Raw genomic sequence first — 17,612 nt, forward strand, 5'->3', positions numbered from 1 at the left:
CTTGCCCGCGATGAAGGGTGAGACGGTCTGACAGATACATCGCCAAAGCCTTATCGCACGTAAGCTGTGCTCCTACAGAAGCAGGGCAGTGGCGCCGGCAATAAAAAAGGCCCCCATTCGGGAGCCTTTTTTCTTCAAGCGTACGCCTTACATGTTCGGGTAAGTCGGACCGCCCGCGCCTTCCGGCGCGACCCAGGTGATGTTCTGCGCAGGGTCCTTGATGTCGCAGGTTTTGCAGTGCACGCAGTTCTGGGCGTTGATCTGGAAGCGCTTCTCGCCGTCTTCCTTGGTGATCACTTCATACACCCCGGCCGGGCAGTAGCGTTGAGCAGGCTCATCGTACAGCGGCAGGTTCTTGCCGATCGGGATGCTCGGATCGGTCAGCTTCAGGTGGCAAGGCTGCTCTTCTTCATGGTTGGTGCCCGAGATGAACACCGAACTGAGTTTGTCGAAGCTGAGCTTGCCGTCCGGTTTCGGGTAGTCGATCTTCTTGCAGTCCGCGGCCAGCTTCAGGCAGGCGTAGTCCGGCTTGGTGTCGTGCAGGGTAAACGGCAGCTTGCCACCGAAGATGTTCTGGTCGACCCAGTTGAAACCGCCGCCGACGATGGCGCCGTACTTGTGGATCGCCGGGCCGAAGTTGCGGCTGGCGAACAGTTCTTCGTACAGCCAGCTGGACTTGAACGCTTCTACATAGGTGTTCAGCTCGTCGGCGCCTTCGGAACCGGCGAACAGCGCATCGGCCACGGCGTCAGCGGCGAGCATGCCGGACTTCATGGCGGTGTGGCTGCCCTTGATCTTGGCGAAGTTCAGGGTGCCCAGGTCGCAACCGATCAGCGCGCCGCCCTTGAACACCATCTTCGGCAGCGAGTTCAGGCCGCCTTTGCAGATGGCGCGCGCGCCGTAGCTGACGCGCTTGCCGCCTTCGAGGTACTGCTTGAGCACCGGGTGATGCTTGAGGCGCTGGAATTCGTCGAACGGTGACAGGTAGGTGTTGCTGTAGGACAGGTCGACGATCAGGCCGACCACCACCTGGTTGTTTTCCAGGTGATAAAGGAAGGAGCCGCCGGTGTTCTCGGTGCCCATGATGTCCAGCGGCCAACCGGCGGTGTGGACCACCAGGCCTGGCTGATGCTTGGCCGGATCGATTTCCCAGATTTCCTTGAGGCCGATGCCGTAGTGCTGGGCGTCGGCGTCGCTGTCCAGGTTGAAGCGCTTGATCAGTTGTTTGCCGATGTGGCCACGGCAGCCTTCGGCGAACAGGGTGTACTTGCCACGCAGTTCCATGCCGGGGGTGTACAGGCCTTCCTTCGGATTGCCTTCGCGGTCGACACCCAGGTCGCCGGTGATGATCCCGCGGACCACGCCGTTCTCGTCGAACAGCGCTTCCTGGGCGGCGAAGCCCGGATAGATTTCCACGCCCAGGTTCTCGGCCTGCTGGGCCAGCCAGCGGCACAGGTTGCCCAGGGAGATGATGTAGTTGCCTTCGTTGTGCATGGTCTTGGGCACAAAGAAGTCGGGAACTTTGGTCGCGCTGTCGGCGTTTTTCAGGACATAGATGTCATCGCGCTTGACCGGGGTGTTCAGCGGGGCGCCGAGTTCCTTCCAGTCCGGGAACAGCTCGTTCAGGGCGCGCGGTTCGAACACGGCGCCGGAAAGAATGTGAGCACCGACTTCGGAGCCTTTCTCGACCACGCAGACGCTGATTTCCTTACCGGCTTCGGCGGCCTTCTGCTTCAGTCGGCAGGCGGCGGACAAGCCAGCGGGGCCGGCACCGACGATGACCACGTCGAATTCCATGTATTCGCGTTCCACTAGGCTATCTCCTACTCAAGGCTCAACGGTTTTTTTCTAATTGGAGGTTGGGTGTCGCATCGATGGTTTTCTCCGCCAAACAGGGGAGGGGACAATGAGCGACCCGCCTTTCTCTCTAGGCGGCGCATTATATCTACACCACTCTTAGCGTCCAATACAAACGTTTGTTTGAATTTGCTGCAGCCCATGTAAATCAAAGAAGCGCGGCTTATGACTGGCCATTTTGGCGTATTGACCAGAATAGGCGTTCCGGTCAAGATACGGTCGGTTTTGCGCTCGCCGTAGGCTGACTGTTGGTTTCAAGAGCACCTCTAAAGACAGGGCGAAGGCAGTACAAGGTGACGCAACGCGCAGTTTACACGCCGCGATAAAGAATGACCGGCCAGTCGCTACTGACGAACGGTCATCATCCCGTGAGCAAGGTCATCTGTCTGCTGTTGCAAGAGTCCATGCCAGCGTTTTTAGAGGTGCCCTTGTGCCCGATGAGCATCAACCGCCAGGTTCGCCTAGGCGACTTTCTTTTCACCGGAGAGTAACGAGGAATCCATGAAGGTTCTTGTAGCTGTCAAACGCGTTGTCGATTACAACGTCAAGGTTCGCGTCAAGGCGGACAATTCCGGCGTCGACCTCGCCAACGTCAAGATGTCGATGAACCCTTTCTGCGAAATCGCAGTGGAAGAAGCCGTACGCCTGAAAGAAAAAGGCGTAGCGACTGAAATCGTCGTCGTCTCCATCGGTCCCGCTACTGCTCAAGAGCAACTGCGTACCGCCCTGGCGCTGGGTGCCGATCGTGCCATCCTCGTCGAGTCCGCTGATGAACTGAACTCCCTGGCCGTGGCCAAGCTGCTCAAGGCCGTGGTCGACAAGGAACAGCCTCAGCTGGTGATCCTTGGCAAGCAAGCCATCGACAGCGACAACAACCAGACCGGCCAGATGCTGGCAGCCCTGAGCGGTTACGCTCAAGGCACCTTCGCCTCCAAGGTCGAAGTGTCGGGCGACAAGGTTGCCGTGACCCGTGAAATCGACGGTGGCTTGCAAACCGTTTCGCTGAACCTGCCAGCGATCGTCACCACCGACCTGCGTTTGAATGAGCCGCGCTACGCGTCTCTGCCAAACATCATGAAAGCCAAGAAGAAGCCGCTTGAAGTGCTGACTCCTGATGCTTTGGGCGTTTCCACCGCCTCTACCAACAATACCCTGAAAGTCGAAGCGCCGGCTGCACGCAGCGCGGGCATCAAGGTCAAGTCGGTCGCTGAACTGGTCGAGAAACTGAAAAACGAAGCGAAGGTAATCTGATCATGACTATCTTGGTAATCGCTGAACACGACAACAAGGTGCTGGCTCCGGCCACCCTGAACACCGTTGCCGCCGCTGCCAAAATCGGTGGCGACATCCACGTCCTGGTCGCCGGCCAGGGCGCTGGCGCCGTGGCTGAAGCCGCGGCGAAAATCGCTGGCGTGAGCAAAGTCCTGTCGGCCGACAACGCCGCTTACGCTCACCAACTGCCGGAAAACGTTGCCCCTCTGGTAGCAGAGCTGGGCAAGGGCTACAGCCACATCCTGGCCGCCGCCACTTCCAACGGCAAAAACATCCTGCCGCGCGTGGCCGCGCAGCTGGACGTCGACCAGATCTCCGAGATCATCTCGGTAGAAAGCGCCGACACCTTCAAGCGTCCGATCTATGCCGGTAACGCCATCGCTACCGTGCAATCGAACGCCGCCGTGAAGGTCATCACCGTGCGCGCCACCGGTTTCGATCCGGTTGCCGCCGAAGGCGGTTCGGCCGCTGTCGAAGCGGTTGCTGCCGCTCACGACGCAGGCAAATCGAGCTTCGTCGGCGAAGAGCTGGCCAAGTCCGACCGTCCTGAACTGACTGCTGCCAAGATCGTCATTTCCGGCGGCCGCGGCATGCAGAACGGCGACAACTTCAAACACCTGTACGCCCTGGCCGACAAGCTGGGCGCTGCCGTGGGTGCTTCGCGCGCTGCGGTCGACGCAGGTTTCGTACCCAACGACATGCAGGTCGGCCAGACCGGCAAGATCGTGGCGCCACAGCTGTACATTGCCGTCGGTATTTCCGGCGCGATCCAGCACCTGGCCGGCATGAAAGACTCCAAGGTGATCGTTGCGATCAACAAGGACGAAGAAGCGCCGATCTTCCAGGTGGCCGATTACGGCCTGGTGGCGGACTTGTTCGAAGCCGTACCAGAGCTGGAGAAGCTGGTCTAATCCAGCGGCTTCACTTATAAGAGAGCCCGGTCTTTTGGCCGGGCTTTTTTATTGTCTGGGATTTGAGTGGGAGAATTTCGCCATGGATTTGCGCCGCCTGGGTGGCCTGTCAGTGCTGCTGGGGCTGACACTGATGCCGTTGTCGTCGATGGCCGCCGGTAAATGCGAGCGCCTGGTGGTGACCGGCAGTCCGGATGCCCCGCCGTATCTGTGGCGCGACCCGCAGGACCCCAGCCACCTGATTGGCGCCAGCGCCGAACTGCTGCAACACGTGGCGCAGGAACTGGGGATCAAGGTCGAGTTGTTGTATGCCGGCAAACGCTCCGCCGCCCTGGACGAAGTGCGCAGCGGGCGTATGGACATGCTGGCCGACGCGCCGCTGACGGTGAGTGAGTTGGAAGCGCTGGACTACATTCATCCGCCGCTGCTGGAGAACGATTTCCTGGTCTGGACCCGCAAGGGCTCGACGCTGAGCTACAGCCAGCCGTCGGACCTGCATGGGCATACCGGCGCATTGTCGGAAAGGGCGCGCCTGACGCCGTCCTTCGACGCCTTCGCCAAGGAGCAATTGAGCCTGACCCGCATGCCGAATCTGACCCAGGCATTCCAGAAACTGTTGCTGGGGGAGGTGGAGTACGTACTGGCCGGACGTTACGCCGGCATGGCCCTGGCCCAGTCGCTGGGCATGGCCAACGATCTGCTGGCATTCCCGCAGCCTGCCGACAAACCTGGGCTGTTCCTGGCCATCTCGCACAACTCCGCCTGCAACGACCCATGGTTGCGCGGACAGTTGGCGAAAAAGATGACAGAATTGCCCGCGTCCGGTCTGACGGAAGCCGTGCTGCAGCGCAATCTCGAGCGTTGGAAGGCACAGTTGCAGCAACCTGTCAGCACCCCCAAACAGTAGGGATTTCTAGTGAGTATTCGACCTCTTTTCGCTGCCCTGGCCGTCCTGGCTCTGGCGGGTTGCGCAGCCGATCCGGCGCCGAATGAACAAATGCGCCTGACCGAACAAACCCTGGCCCAGGCCAAGGCCGTGGGAGCCACGGCAGAGGATGTGCCGGAAATGAAACTGGCCGAGGACAAATTCGCCCGTGCCCAACGCAACATGCAGGAAGAGTCGTTCAAGCACGCGCGCATGCGTGCCGAGCAGGCGGAGCTGGATGCGCGCCTGGCCGAGGCGCGGGTCCTGACCCTGAAAAGCCAGGAACAGCTGAACCTCGTCCAGACTCGCATCACTCGTCTGCGCAAGCAGTTGGGAGATGCCCAATGATTCGTCTGACCCAGGTATTGAGTGGCGTGCTGCTGATCGCCTGCACCGGCCTCTACGGCTGCGCCGGGCAACGCAGTGAAGCCGCGCTGGAACAGGCCGGCGAGGACTTCCAGAAGGTCAAGGAAGATTCCAATGTGCTGCGCATCGCGCCCAAGGATGTGATCCGCGCCGGTGAGTCCCTGGCCCGGGCCGATCGCCTGTCCAGCTACTGGGGCAGCGGTTCGGATGTGGTGCACTACGCCTACCTTAGCCAGCGCTACAGCGAAATCGCCCGCGAGCACACCAACCAGGCGCTGAACCAGGAGCAGGCGGCCAAGCTCGAACTCGAACGCCAGCGCCTGCAACTGGCCCTGCGCGAGGCCAAATTGCTGAGCGTGCAGCAGCAGGGCAAGTGGCTGGAAGAGCAGATCATCAACCTGGCCACGACCCAGACCGATCGCGGGCTGGTGATGACCCTGGGCGATGTGTTGTTCGACACCGGCGAAGCGGAGCTGAAGAGCTCGGCCAATCGTACCGTGCTCAAAGTCGTGCAGTTTCTCCAGCTGAACCCCAAGCGTGTGGTGCGGATCGAGGGCTACACGGACAACACCGGCGACAAGCAGAGCAATCTGAAACTGTCCCGCGACCGGGCGCAGGCCGTGGCCGATATCCTGGTGGACTTGGGCGTCGAGGAGAAACGGGTCCAGGTCGAAGGTTATGGCGATGAGTACCCGGTCGAGGCCAACGCCTCGGAACGTGGGCGGGCGCAGAACCGTCGGGTGGAAATCGTCTTCTCCGACGAGAAAGGCCAGTTGGGCGCCGCGCGCTAAGACGCGGCGGCTCAAGACAACCCGGTTTCCCCCACGGAGCCGGGTTTTTTTGTGCCTGACGATTGGCACACAAAACAGTACAGTTTTTGCTGACACTGCCCTGTACGGTCGACTATTGTGGCAACTGTCCCAGTACACTTATGAACTGTTCCGGTATCGTCATCCACAAGAATAAAATGCCGGTGAAATCGAGTGCAGCGTCATGACCAATCTCTTGCTTTATCAACGTATCGCTCAGCAGCTGGCTGAAGATATCCGTCGTGGTGTGTACCAGCCTGGGGAACGCGTACCCTCGGTACGCAAGATGAGTTCCCAGCTTAACGTCAGCCATGCCACGGTGCTCCAGGCCTACGCCAATCTCGAGGACCAGGGGCTGATCCGCGCCCGTCCGCAGTCGGGCTATTACGTGCACCAGACCCCGGCGCTGACCGCGCCGACCCCGGACATCGCCCGGGTCGAGCGGCCTGGCCTGGTGACGCGCAGCAGCATCATTCATCAAGTGTTGGTGGAGTCGCGCCGTGAAGGCGTGTTTCCGCTGGGCGCCGCGGTGCCGAGCGTCGATTACCTGCCGGTGCGGGCGTTGCACCAGCAACTGGCCAAGGTCACCCGTTTCCACAGCCCGCGCGCCTTCAGCTACATGTTCAGCCCCGGCTTCGAGCCGTTGCGCCGACAGGTGGCGATTCGCATGCGCGACGCTGGCGTGGTGGTCGACCCCTCTGAAGTGGTGATCACCCACGGCTGCGTGGATGCCCTGCAGATGTCGTTGCGCGTGCTGACCCGCCCGGGCGACCTGATCGCCGCGGAGTCGCCGACTTACTACGGCCTGCTGCAACTGGCCGACCTGCTGGGGCTCAAGGTCATCGAGATTCCCAGCGACCCTTCCACCGGCATGAGCCTGGAAGCGCTGCAACTGGCGGCCAACCAGTGGTCGATCAAGGCCCTGGTGTTGACCACGCGCCTGAGCAATCCACTGGGCGGCACCTGCCGGAAGAGCGGCAGAAACAACTGCTGCGCCTGGCCTCGGATTTCGATATCCAGGTGGTCGAAGATGACATCTACGGCGAACTGATGTTCGAGGTCGGTCGTACCAAGGCGCTGAAAGCCTATGACCGGCTGGATCGGGTGATCTATTGCTCGAGCTTTTCCAAGACCCTGTCACCTGGCGTGCGCATCGGCTGGATGATTGCCGGCAAGTTCCAGCAGGAAATCCAGCGTTTGCAGACCTTCAGCACTCATTCGGCCTGCAGTGTCACGCAGATGGGCGTCGCGGCCTACCTGGAGAACGGCGGTTACGACCGGCATCTGCGTTTCATCCGCCAGGAGTACCGCAAGAACCTCAGTGCCTTTCAGCTGGCGGTGCAGCAGTACTTCCCGGAGGGCACGCAGATTACCCGTCCGAACGGTGGTTTCATTCTCTGGGTCAGCCTGCCGGGGCGGGTCAATACCCAGGAATTGCATGTCCGGGCATTGCAGCAGGGCATCAGTATCGCGCCGGGGCTGATCTTCAGTAATACCGAGCAGTTCAACCACTGCATTCGCCTCAACTGCGGTACCCCATGGAATCGCGAGGCCGAACGGGCACTGATGACCCTGGGCATGTTGGCCAGCCAGCTGTGCCAGGAGGCTGCGGGCGGTTTTTGAAGGATCGGTTACCGCGCTTGTTTTCGCGCGGTCAACAGGCGAGCATATGGCTCTTTGCCGCCGATCCTGTTGTCTCTCTATGAAAGCGATTTTTCCTGTTGCCTGGGTATTGGTCAGTGTATTGAGTGCTTTCGGCACGGCCAGCGTTCTGGCGGCTCCGGCCCAGGAAAAGGTCGCGGCAAGCGCCACCGCGAGTAAATCGCAGAAAACCGCGGCAGCCAAGAAAGCCGCGCCGGTAAAGAAGGCGGTAGCGACCAGCAAGGCCAAGCCCAAGGCCAAGGTACAGAAAAGGCGCGCGCCGATCGCTTCCAAGTCCAAGCCTGCCAGTGAGATCGTGAAGACGCGTTTGCCTTCGGCCAATGTGGATCTGAGCCTGCCGCCGGAAATGGTCAAGCAATTGCAGCCGATCGGTTCGGTCAACCAGCCCAAGCGCACCCCGTTGCTGCCGCCGATGTTCGGCGAGAAACCCAAGGACGACAGTCCGTTCCAACTCAACGGCCGCTTGCTGAGCAACGAAATGCAGTTGCAGCTGCGCAATGACGAACGGCGTGATGTGGAAGGCGCGGCGCTGGATTTCGAATTCAAGCAGTAAACCCTCATCCTGACTGTGACCCGCAGCCCTGACGCTTTGTCGGAGACTGGTCAGTCACGCGAGCCTGAGCGTAAAAACCCGTGGGCGGCCAATTTCAAACGGCTGTTTTAGCGGTTACTCTAGTCCGCGTCATTTCAATACTTTGCCCGTCGCGAGGAGCTTGTCGTCATGAACTGCCGTGAAGGCTGTGGCGCCTGTTGCATTGCCCCTTCCATCAGTACCCCGATTCCCGGAATGCCCAATGGCAAACCGGCCGGAGAACGTTGCATCCATCTTTCTGTCGAACTGCTGTGCGGTTTGTTCGGCCAACCCGAACGGCCCGCCGTCTGTGGTGCGTTCCAGGCCGATGTCGAAGTCTGCGGCGGCAGTCGGGAAGAGGCTATCCGCTTGTTGGGCTGGTGGGAGCAAGTGACGGCGGCGTGAAGTGTTTTCAATGAACGGAACTTCAACAATAAGGAATAAGACAATGGGTTCGCTGCATCGAATTGCTGTGCTCTGTGGGTTGACCGTTCTGCTGTCGGCAACCGCCCACGCCGAAGATTGGCAAACGGCCAAGGATGAAGACGGCATCAAGGTCTCCTTGAGTGAAGTGGCCGGCTCCAAATACAAGGCCTACCGGGGCGTGACCACCATGAAAACCAGCGTGGCCAAGCTGCGCGCGCTGCAGGACGACGTGACGGGCGCCTGCGCCTGGATTCACGAGTGCAAGTCGCAGAAACTGCTCAAGCACGAAGGTGAGCAGAGCTGGACCTACACCCAGTTCAACACCCCATGGCCAGTTACGCCGCGTGATTCGGTGCTGCACGTCACCACCAACGAAGCGGCCGATGGCAGCCTGACCCGCAAGCTCGAAGGCGTACCGACCTACCTTCCCGAGGAGAAAGGTTTCGTGCGTGTCGCCCAGGTCGAAGGCTTCTGGAAGTTCGTGCCCAAGGGCGCGGACCAGGTCGAAGTGACCTATCAGGTGCACACCGAACCGGGCGGCAGCGTGCCGTCCTGGCTGGCCAACAAGTTTGTCGTGGATGCGCCGTTCAACACCCTCAAGGCCTTGAAGGCGCGCGCCGAGAAACCGTAAACGTCGATCGTTGCGAAAAGGCTGCCCCAGGGCAGCCTTTTTTAATGGCGCCGCCGGGCCTTTGGTTTGAACGATCATTGGTTCTTCAGGGTCGACATCTTGTGAGTCCATCCATGGGCTTCATCAAGGAGGCACTGATGCAAAAGTGGCAAGTCACTTTCGTTGACGATCATGGTGTCCAGTCAGTCGAGCAGTTCGACTGTGAGCAGCAGCCCAGCATGGAGGAGGCGGCACAATTGATTCGCGCAAAGCTTTTGCCGGTTCCGGCCGAGCTTGACCTCAACGACCTGGAAGGGCGCACCGACGACCCTACGCTCAAGAGCCTGAAAGATCAGAACAGCATTCAAATCCTCAGCATTACGCCGATTTAATCTTTAATGCGCAAAGCTCCACCGAGCTTTAACCCAGACCTTGGCAGCGCCTGCGTCTTGGCGCTACTCTGCATTCGAGATCAGCGAATGAATCGCTAAGGTCTGGTCTTGTCAGCTACATGCTTGTTTCCTGGCGGCGATCTTCTCGCCGCAAGTCTGCACCGTGCGGTGACAGGCAAGGGAGTACGGAAAGTCTATCCATCGGTTTGAGGAGGACGTTTCATGAGCACAGCCTATCAAGAAGACATCAGCAGCAGCGTGCTGCGCCGCATGAAAGAAGGCGGTTTCGACTTTTCACGATTCCATCCCATCGAGTTCTACGCCATTTTTCCGGACGAGGAGCGGGCACGCAGGGCGGCAGGGCAGTTCCGCGGTGAATCCTTGAATGCCCAGGTCAGCGTGCGCGATGACGGCGCCTGGTACCTGGAGCTGAGCAAGGTGATGTACGCCACCTACGGCGGCATCGGCGATTTCGAGCAGGACTTTGAAGCGGTGGTTGCGCCCCTGGGCGGGATCATTGAAGGTTGGGGCGTGAAGCAGGAGGTTCGAGGGCGACTCGTTTAGTGCATATGAATAGCGTCAAGACTCAGCATCGGCTGACCTTCGGGTCGGCCGATTTCGTTTCTGCCCCCGGGATCCTACAAAAAAAAGTGGGTAAAAAAAGGCCACCCGCTGAGGGTGGCCAAAAGGGAAGACCGGTAGGAGAGGAAACCGGTCGGGGACATTCTGGGTCCGGCTGCCATTGGCGCCATGAAGGGAGGCATCGACTGCGCACCTTGGGGGCTGAAGTCGTTTGCGCTGTTGCAGCAAATTCTGCGCAATTTTGCCCAAGCGGTGAAATCAAGTCTGGCTATGCCGTCGATAGCCACTGCATTGCAATGGAGCGCTTGCCGGGGAGCAGGCCCGACTGTAAGGAGCGAGGCTTGCCTGCGATGGCATTCTGGACAGCATCTCCCCAAGCCAGCTTTATTGCCCAGGCTGCTTACGTCCCGCCATATGCTTCAGATACCCCACCAGCAACTCCAGCTCGGCATCCGGCAATACGCTGCTTGCGAAGGCCGGCATCTTCGCCTGTGGCCAGCGGCGCAGGCTCTGTGGGTCACGGATATAACGCTTGAGGAGGTCCGCACCGAAATACTCGGTGGGGCTGTAGGGGATATTCAGGTCCGGGCCGAACTGCGAGTCGCCGGCGCCGTTGAGGCGATGGCAAGCCAGGCAGTTCTTCTGGAACAGGGCGAAGCCCTGGTTCACCGGGTCGCCGTCTGCCAGTTTGGGGTCCGGGCGCAGGGCCGGGAAACGCTCGGCCACCGGCGCCAGGCGCTTGATGCTCGCCACTTCGAACGGCCATTGCTCGGGGCTGATATGACCGGCCTGCGGGTTGGTCCACACCAGGTAGAAAGGCCCGGCGCTGTGCTTGCCTTCAGCCAGGGGCGGCCAGGGCTTGGCCGGGTCTTCGATGGCCAGCCAGGCCTGGGCGCCGTCCTGGTTGAGCAGGGGGGCGGCGGGCAACTCGGCGGCGAAACCGTCCAGGGCGACAGCCTGCAGATGGTCATCAGCCTTGATGCCGGTGAGCAGGGCCGAGATCGGCACCGCGCGGTAACTCATGTCGCGTTTGTACGACACGTCATCCTTGACTGTGACGGTCCGGGCCTGAGGGTGCTTGAGCAGTTCTTCGGTCTGCCAGGTGCGACTGCCGGCCCCCAGTTCCAGGGTCAGCTGCGCGGCATGCACGGGTGTGGTGAGCAGCAGGGCGCTGCACAGGAGGATAAGAGATTTCAATTGATCGCTGTTCCGTCGCTGAGGTGGAGAGCACCGCGTACGGCCTGTCTCCAGTTTTCTGATAGGTGCGACGACACCCTGATTCAGCGTGGCCGCGGCGTCAGAAAGAGTGGCATACAAGCGCCTGCCCCGGTAGCGAACCGGAGCACAAAGATGCAATTGCGTGACGGGATGGCCACGCATCTAGCCGATCACTTTGGTGAGATTCGGCAAAATCAGAAGCAAGGTGGTTGCGAACAGAATGAGCCCCGCTTGACGGACTTTCGAATGCTTGAACATGGCTGAATGCCTTTTGTTGTTATTCCTGAACATCAAATGCATGCCTGCCGCTTCACTCTGGTCAGGCGATGTGTCCCTTTTCTTACACGTGCACCGGCAAGACCCGGCTGCAACGATTCACTGCCTACAGTTCCTACCTTAGGGGCCTTGTAACCCTTGGCTTAGATCCATTTCATATCAGCTAATAGGCGGATGCTTTAAAAAACGCATGAGGCTTATTGCCATCTTCTTGCCCGGCCTTTGTCTAGACAGTTCCGTTATGCGGCGGGCGGAATCCATTAGCTCACTACCGTTCGTCTGAGCGTGACCGTCAAGGTCAGTGAGCGCATCGGTCATTGAATCCGGGGCCCTCGAGGCCAAGAGTGGGAGCCCTGTCATCATTCATCTGCACAGCGGTTCGAGGACGTCATGACCCAGGCTTTGATATTCGATGCATTACGCACCCCCCGTGGCAAAGGCAAGGCCGACGGCGCCCTGCACAGCGTCAAGCCGGTGAACCTGCTGGCCGGGCTGCTCGATGCCCTGCAGCGGCGTACCGGACTCGACACCAGCCAGGTCGACGACATCGTGCTCGGCTGCGTGACGCCGATTGGCGACCAGGGGGCCGACATCGCCAAGACCGCAGCGCTGGTCGCCGACTGGGACGTCAGCGTGGCCGGAGTGCAGATCAACCGCTTTTGCGCCTCGGGCCTCGAGGCGGTGAACCTGGGGGCGATGAAAGTGCGCTCCGGCTTCGAGGACCTGGTGGTGGTCGGCGGCGTCGAGTCGATGTCGCGGGTGCCCATGGGCAGCGACGGCGGTGCCTGGGTGCTCGACCCGCAAACCAATATGCACAGCCATTTCACCCCGCAAGGCATAGGCGCGGACCTGATCGCCACCCTGGAAGGCTTCAGCCGTGAGGATGTCGATACCTTTGCCCTGCAGTCCCAGCAAAAGGCTGCGCGGGCCAGGGCGGCGGGGGCTTTCAGCAAGTCCCTGGTGTCGGTGCAGGACCAGAACGGCATCGTCCTGCTGGATCATGATGAGTTCATACGCGCCGATTCCACCCTCGAAGGCCTGGGCAAGCTCAAGCCCAGCTTCGAGATGATCGGCCAGATGGGCTTCGACGCCACCGCCTTGCGGGTCTACAGCCATGTCGAGCGGATCCACCACGTGCACACCCCGGGCAACAGCTCAGGGATAGTCGATGGCGCGGCGCTGATGCTGATCGGTTCCGAAGCCAAGGGCCAGGCGCTGGGCCTCAAGCCACGGGCGCGGATCGTAGCCACGGCGGTCACCAGCACCGATCCGACCATCATGCTCACCGGGCCGGCGCCGGCCACGCGCAAGGCGCTGGCCAAGGCTGGGCTGCGGGTCGAGGACATCGACCTGTTCGAGGTCAACGAGGCCTTCGCTTCGGTGGTGCTGAAGTTCATCAAGGACATGGCCATCGACCCGGAAAAGGTCAACGTCAATGGCGGTTCCATCGCCATGGGCCACCCGCTGGGCGCCACCGGCTGCGCGATCCTCGGCACCTTGCTCGACGAGCTGGAAGCGCGGCGCCAGCGTTACGGCCTGGCGACCCTCTGCGTCGGCGGCGGCATGGGTATCGCCACCATCATCGAACGCCTCTGAGCCCTGACTTCAAGGAAACACTTTCATGACCCAAGCCATCCGTTACGAAAAGGGCCAGGACCAGATCGTCGTTCTGACCATCGACATGCCGGGCCAGAGCGCCAACACCATGAACGCGGTGTACCGCGAGGCCATGGCCGCTTGCGTGGCCCGCCTGCAAGCCGAGCAGGAATCGATTGCCGGGGTGATCGTCACTTCGGCGAAAAAGACCTTCTTCGCCGGCGGTGACCTCAATGAATTGATCAAGGTCGGCAAGCCCGAAGCCCAGGCCTTCTATGACATGGTGCTGACTCTCAAGGGCCAGCTGCGGGCCCTGGAGACCCTGGGCAAGCCCGTGGTAGCGGCGATCAACGGCGCGGCCCTGGGCGGTGGCTGGGAGATCTGCCTGGCCTGCCATCACCGAGTGGCGCTGGACGATTCGTCGCTGCAGGTCGGCCTGCCGGAAGTGACCCTCGGCCTGCTGCCGGGCGGTGGCGGGGTGGTGCGCATGGTGCGTTTGCTGGGGCTGGAAAAAGCCCTGCCGTATCTGCTGGAGGGCAAGAAGGTCCGACCGCAGCAGGCGCTGAAAGCCGGCCTGATCGACCAACTGGCCAGCGACCGCGACGACCTGCTGGCCAAGGCCAGGGCGTGGATTGTCGCCAACCCGGCGGCCAAACAGCGCTGGGACGTGGCTGGCTACCAGATCCCCGGGGGCACGCCGTCGCACCCGAAAGTCGCGCAGATGCTGGCCATCGCGCCGTCGATCCTGCGCAGCAAGACCCAGGGCTGCCTGCCGGCGCCGGAGAAAATTCTCTGTGCGGCAGTGGAGGGCGCCCAGGTCGATTTCGATACCGCGCAGTTGATCGAAGCCCGCTATTTCACCGAGCTGACCACCGGCCAGGTGGCGAAAAACATGATCGGCACGTTCTGGTTCCAGCTCAATGAGATCAATGCCGGTGGCTCCCGGCCCCAAGGCTACGCGCCCTATGTGACCAGGAAGGTCGGGGTGCTGGGTGCCGGGATGATGGGCGCCGGGATCGCCTATGTCAGTGCGGTGGCCGGCATCGAGGTGGTGCTCAAGGACATCAGCCTGGCGGCGGCCGAGAAGGGCAAGGCCCATTCGGCAGCGCTGCTGGAGAAGAAGGTCGCCCGTGGCCAATTGAGCGCCGAACAGCGTGACGCCACGCTGGCGCGGATCCGCACCACCGAGCAGGACGCCGACCTGGCCGGGTGCGACCTGATCATCGAGGCGGTGTTCGAGGATCGCGAGCTCAAGGCCAGGGTCTCGGCGGCGGCGCAGCAGGTGGTGGGGGCACAGGCGGTGATTGCGTCCAACACCTCGACCTTGCCGATCAGCGGCCTCGCCAGGGCCGTACCGGATCAAGGCAAGTTCATCGGCCTGCATTTCTTCAGCCCGGTGGAAAAAATGCCCCTGGTGGAAATCATCAAGGGCGAGCAGACCAGCGACGAAACCCTGGCGCGCGGTTTCGACTTCGTCCAGCAGATCAAGAAGACCCCGATCGTGGTCAACGACAGCCGCGGCTTTTTCACTTCGCGGGTGTTCGGTACCTTCACCAACGAAGGCATTGCCATGCTCGGTGAGGGTGTGGCCGCGCCGATGATCGAGACCGAGGCGCGCAAGGCGGGCATGCCGATCGGCCCGCTGGCGATCTGCGACGAGGTTTCCCTGAGCCTGCTGAGCCATATCCGCCAACAGACTGCCAAGGACCTGCAGGCCGAAGGCAAGCCGTTGCCGGAGCATCCGGCCTTCGCCGTGATCGACCTGCTGCTCAATGAGTACAGGCGCCCAGGCAAGGCGGCGGGCGGTGGTTTCTACGATTACCCGGCCGGGGGGCAGAAGCATTTGTGGCCGCAACTGAAAACCCGCTTCGAGAAAGCCGACGGGCAGATTTCGCCGCAGGACGTGCGCGACCGGTTGTTGTTCGTGCAGGCCATCGAAACCGTGCGTTGTGTGGAGGAGGGCGTGCTGCGCTCGACGGCCGATGCCAATATCGGTTCGATTTTCGGTATCGGCTTCGCAGCCTGGACCGGCGGGGCCTTGCAGTTCATCAACCAGTACGGCCTGAAGGACTTTATCGCCCGGGCCCAGTACCTGGCCGAGCAATATGGCGAGCGTTTCGCGCCGCCGGCGCTGCTGCTGGAGAAGGCCGCCAAGGGCCAGTTGTTCTGAGGCTGAAGGGATTGAAGTGATGCATCGCGGGGCTTGCCTTGATCGGGCGTTTCAAGGCAGGCTCTGGGGTGTTCATTATTCCCATCACGTGTCAGGTATTTTTTATGTCGCTACGCATCTGCATTCTGGAAACCGACATCCTGCGTCCAGAATTGGTCGATCAATATCAGGGTTACGGGCAGATGTTTCAGCGCCTGTTTTCACAGCAGCCCATCGCTGCCGAATTTACCGTCTACAACGTGATGCAGGGCCACTACCCGAGCGACGACCAAAGCTTCGACGCTTACCTGGTCACGGGTAGCAAGGCCGACTCCTTTGGTACCGACCCTTGGATTCAAACTCTCAAGACCTACCTGCTGGAGCGTTATAAGCGCGGCGACAAACTGCTGGGCATCTGCTTTGGCCATCAGTTGCTGGCGTTGCTGCTGGGCGGCAAGAGCGAACGTGCGACCCAGGGCTGGGGCGTGGGTACCCACAACTACAAGCTGGCGGCCAGGGCGCCGTGGATGAGCCCGGTGGTGGAAGAGCTGACGCTGTTGATCAGCCATCAGGACCAGGTGACTGCCTTGCCGGAAAACGCCACGGTCATCGCTTCCAGCGATTTCTGCCCGTTCGCGGCCTATCACATCAATGATCAGGTGCTGTGCTTCCAGGGCCACCCGGAGTTTATCCACGACTATTCGCGGGCCTTGCTGGACCTGCGCCAGCAGCACCTGGGCGAACAGATCTATCAAAAGGGCATCGCCAGCCTGGACCGGGATCATCACGGCAGCACCGTTGCCGAGTGGATGATGCGTTTTGTGGCGCACAAGCCGCAGACCGGATCGGTTTGAATCTTTAAGCGCATCGCGAGCAGCTCGCTTCTACAAAGACTTCAAAGCCCTTGTAGGCGAGCAGCTGCATTGCGTTCTGCGGAGGTGTTTTCAATCTTGGGGGGTGAGGTCTCGCAGACCTGCTAAAACCTCCGAGGTACTGCGCATGATCTCCCTCAGGGCCTCCACCAGGGCGGAAGCGGCCGGGGATAATCCGACGCCGGAAAGTCGAGAGACGCCAATCTGCTCCAATACCAGTGGTTCGAAAGCGGGCAGACGAACAATCTCAGTGCGGTATGCCGGATCAAATGCCACCGACTGCGGCAAAATGCCCAGAAGATCCGTCTGCCTGAGTAACCAAAGAATATTGAACATGGACACCGTTTCGATGGTGGCATGGGGCGGATCGATATTTTCCCGATAAAAAATATTATCGAATTGCTTGCGCAAGGTTGTTTCCGTATGTGGGAGCAGCCACGCCTCGCGAGCGAGTTGTTCAAGTTTGACGTCGGGTTGCTGGGCAAATGGGTGATCCCGTCTCGCAACAATAATGGCGTTTTCGCTGAATAGAGCCTCCTGAGCCACAACCGCGCTGGTATTAACGTCGGACAGCCTTCCAATCAGGAAATCAAGTTCGCCTGATATGAGCCGAGGGGTGAGTTCAGTACTCACCCCATCGACAATTTTGATCCGGATGTCAGGACGGGATGACCTGAGTCGTGCGATCGCCGCGGGTACGAGGTAACTCGATCCTGTGAGCACACAACCTATCGCGACCCGCCCGGCATAGCCTCTGCCCAGCGCGTCGATTGCGTGCGAAACATGGTCGATCTGGGTGAGGACCATCCGGCTGCGATCGACAAAGGCTTGCCCAAGCTCCGTAGGCATCACGCCTCGGCGGCCCCGGATAAAGAGCGGGGCGCCCACCGCTTCCTCCAGATCCTGCAACAGCTTGGTAGCCGTGGGCTGCGAAAGATGAAGTGCGCGCGCCGCATGCAAGATGCTGCCGTACTCAACCAGTGCAATCGCTAAGCGGAAATGCCTTACCGTCGCCCATCGTTCAAGCCTGTCGAGTTTCATTTGGTATTCCATTTTCTGATATCACACTAAATATAATGTGAATTTACGGATAGCAAAACCCTCCCTAGAATGAATTC

At 60.6% G+C, this 17,612-nt stretch carries 16 protein-coding genes and 1 pseudogene; 14 read left to right on the plus strand and 3 right to left on the minus strand.

The window, feature by feature from the left end; genetic code table 11:
• Positions 1–147: 147 nt before the first annotated feature.
• Positions 148–1,812 (minus strand): electron transfer flavoprotein-ubiquinone oxidoreductase, encoded by a 1,665-nt coding sequence (locus C4K27_RS09330; RefSeq protein WP_053260226.1) that lies wholly within the window; start codon positions 1,810–1,812, stop codon positions 148–150.
• A 546-nt stretch (positions 1,813–2,358) separates the two neighbouring features.
• Between C4K27_RS09330 and C4K27_RS09335 the strand changes: the two genes are divergently transcribed.
• From C4K27_RS09335 to C4K27_RS09385, 11 genes and pseudogenes are all read left to right on the plus strand, one after another.
• Positions 2,359–3,108, plus strand: coding sequence for an electron transfer flavoprotein subunit beta/FixA family protein (locus C4K27_RS09335; protein ID WP_053260227.1), 750 nt, complete (start codon positions 2,359–2,361; stop codon positions 3,106–3,108).
• A 2-nt stretch (positions 3,109–3,110) separates the two neighbouring features.
• Positions 3,111–4,040, plus strand: a complete 930-nt coding sequence (locus C4K27_RS09340; RefSeq protein ID WP_009042879.1) for an electron transfer flavoprotein subunit alpha/FixB family protein — start codon at positions 3,111–3,113, stop codon at positions 4,038–4,040.
• Positions 4,041–4,122: 82 nt separating this feature from the next.
• Positions 4,123–4,947, plus strand: coding sequence for a substrate-binding periplasmic protein (locus C4K27_RS09345; RefSeq protein ID WP_053260228.1), 825 nt, complete (start codon positions 4,123–4,125; stop codon positions 4,945–4,947).
• A 9-nt stretch (positions 4,948–4,956) separates the two neighbouring features.
• Positions 4,957–5,313: a DUF4398 domain-containing protein gene (locus C4K27_RS09350; protein ID WP_009042881.1), complete on the plus strand. Its 357-nt coding sequence runs from the start codon at positions 4,957–4,959 to the stop codon at positions 5,311–5,313.
• Entirely contained in the window at positions 5,310–6,122 is an 813-nt protein-coding gene (locus C4K27_RS09355) for an OmpA family protein (RefSeq protein ID WP_053260229.1), read from the plus strand. The genes C4K27_RS09350 and C4K27_RS09355 overlap by 4 nt, the downstream gene beginning before the upstream one ends.
• Positions 6,123–6,324: 202 nt before the next feature.
• A pseudogene (locus tag C4K27_RS09360) lies at positions 6,325–7,763 on the plus strand (aminotransferase-like domain-containing protein).
• A 79-nt stretch (positions 7,764–7,842) separates the two neighbouring features.
• Positions 7,843–8,355, plus strand: coding sequence for a hypothetical protein (locus C4K27_RS09365; protein WP_053260230.1), 513 nt, complete (start codon positions 7,843–7,845; stop codon positions 8,353–8,355).
• 168 nt (positions 8,356–8,523) lie between these two features.
• Positions 8,524–8,778, plus strand: a complete 255-nt coding sequence (locus C4K27_RS09370; protein WP_007928142.1) for a YkgJ family cysteine cluster protein — start codon at positions 8,524–8,526, stop codon at positions 8,776–8,778.
• A 43-nt stretch (positions 8,779–8,821) separates the two neighbouring features.
• Positions 8,822–9,430 carry an START domain-containing protein gene (locus tag C4K27_RS09375; RefSeq protein WP_053260232.1) on the plus strand — a complete coding sequence of 203 codons (609 nt, stop codon included), beginning with the start codon at positions 8,822–8,824 and terminating at the stop codon, positions 9,428–9,430.
• Between the two features lie 113 nt (positions 9,431–9,543).
• On the plus strand, positions 9,544–9,801 hold the full coding sequence (locus tag C4K27_RS09380; protein WP_007928144.1) for a hypothetical protein: 258 nt from the start codon (positions 9,544–9,546) through the stop codon (positions 9,799–9,801).
• 222 nt (positions 9,802–10,023) lie between these two features.
• Positions 10,024–10,365 carry a ribonuclease E inhibitor RraB gene (locus tag C4K27_RS09385; protein WP_009042886.1) on the plus strand — a complete coding sequence of 114 codons (342 nt, stop codon included), beginning with the start codon at positions 10,024–10,026 and terminating at the stop codon, positions 10,363–10,365.
• 402 nt (positions 10,366–10,767) lie between these two features.
• On the opposite strand, the gene C4K27_RS09390 is transcribed toward C4K27_RS09385, so the two are convergent.
• Complete coding sequence (locus C4K27_RS09390) at positions 10,768–11,580, minus strand: c-type cytochrome (protein WP_053260233.1); 813 nt, start codon at positions 11,578–11,580, stop codon at positions 10,768–10,770.
• Between the two features lie 687 nt (positions 11,581–12,267).
• Here C4K27_RS09390 and C4K27_RS09395 point away from each other — a divergent pair.
• From C4K27_RS09395 to C4K27_RS09405, 3 genes are all read left to right on the plus strand, one after another.
• Positions 12,268–13,473: an acetyl-CoA C-acetyltransferase gene (locus C4K27_RS09395; protein ID WP_053260234.1), complete on the plus strand. Its 1,206-nt coding sequence runs from the start codon at positions 12,268–12,270 to the stop codon at positions 13,471–13,473.
• Positions 13,474–13,498: 25 nt separating this feature from the next.
• Complete coding sequence (locus C4K27_RS09400; protein ID WP_053260235.1) at positions 13,499–15,643, plus strand: 3-hydroxyacyl-CoA dehydrogenase NAD-binding domain-containing protein; 2,145 nt, start codon at positions 13,499–13,501, stop codon at positions 15,641–15,643.
• 104 nt (positions 15,644–15,747) lie between these two features.
• Complete coding sequence (locus C4K27_RS09405; protein WP_053260236.1) at positions 15,748–16,476, plus strand: amidotransferase; 729 nt, start codon at positions 15,748–15,750, stop codon at positions 16,474–16,476.
• A 90-nt stretch (positions 16,477–16,566) separates the two neighbouring features.
• On the opposite strand, the gene C4K27_RS09410 is transcribed toward C4K27_RS09405, so the two are convergent.
• The gene (locus C4K27_RS09410) at positions 16,567–17,535 is read right to left on the minus strand and encodes a LysR substrate-binding domain-containing protein (RefSeq protein ID WP_053260237.1); all 969 of its coding nucleotides are present in this window, start codon (positions 17,533–17,535) and stop codon (positions 16,567–16,569) included.
• Between the last annotated feature and the right edge of the window lie 77 nt (positions 17,536–17,612).

Source organism: Pseudomonas chlororaphis subsp. chlororaphis (assembly GCF_003945765.1).
GTDB lineage: Bacteria > Pseudomonadota > Gammaproteobacteria > Pseudomonadales > Pseudomonadaceae > Aquipseudomonas > Aquipseudomonas chlororaphis.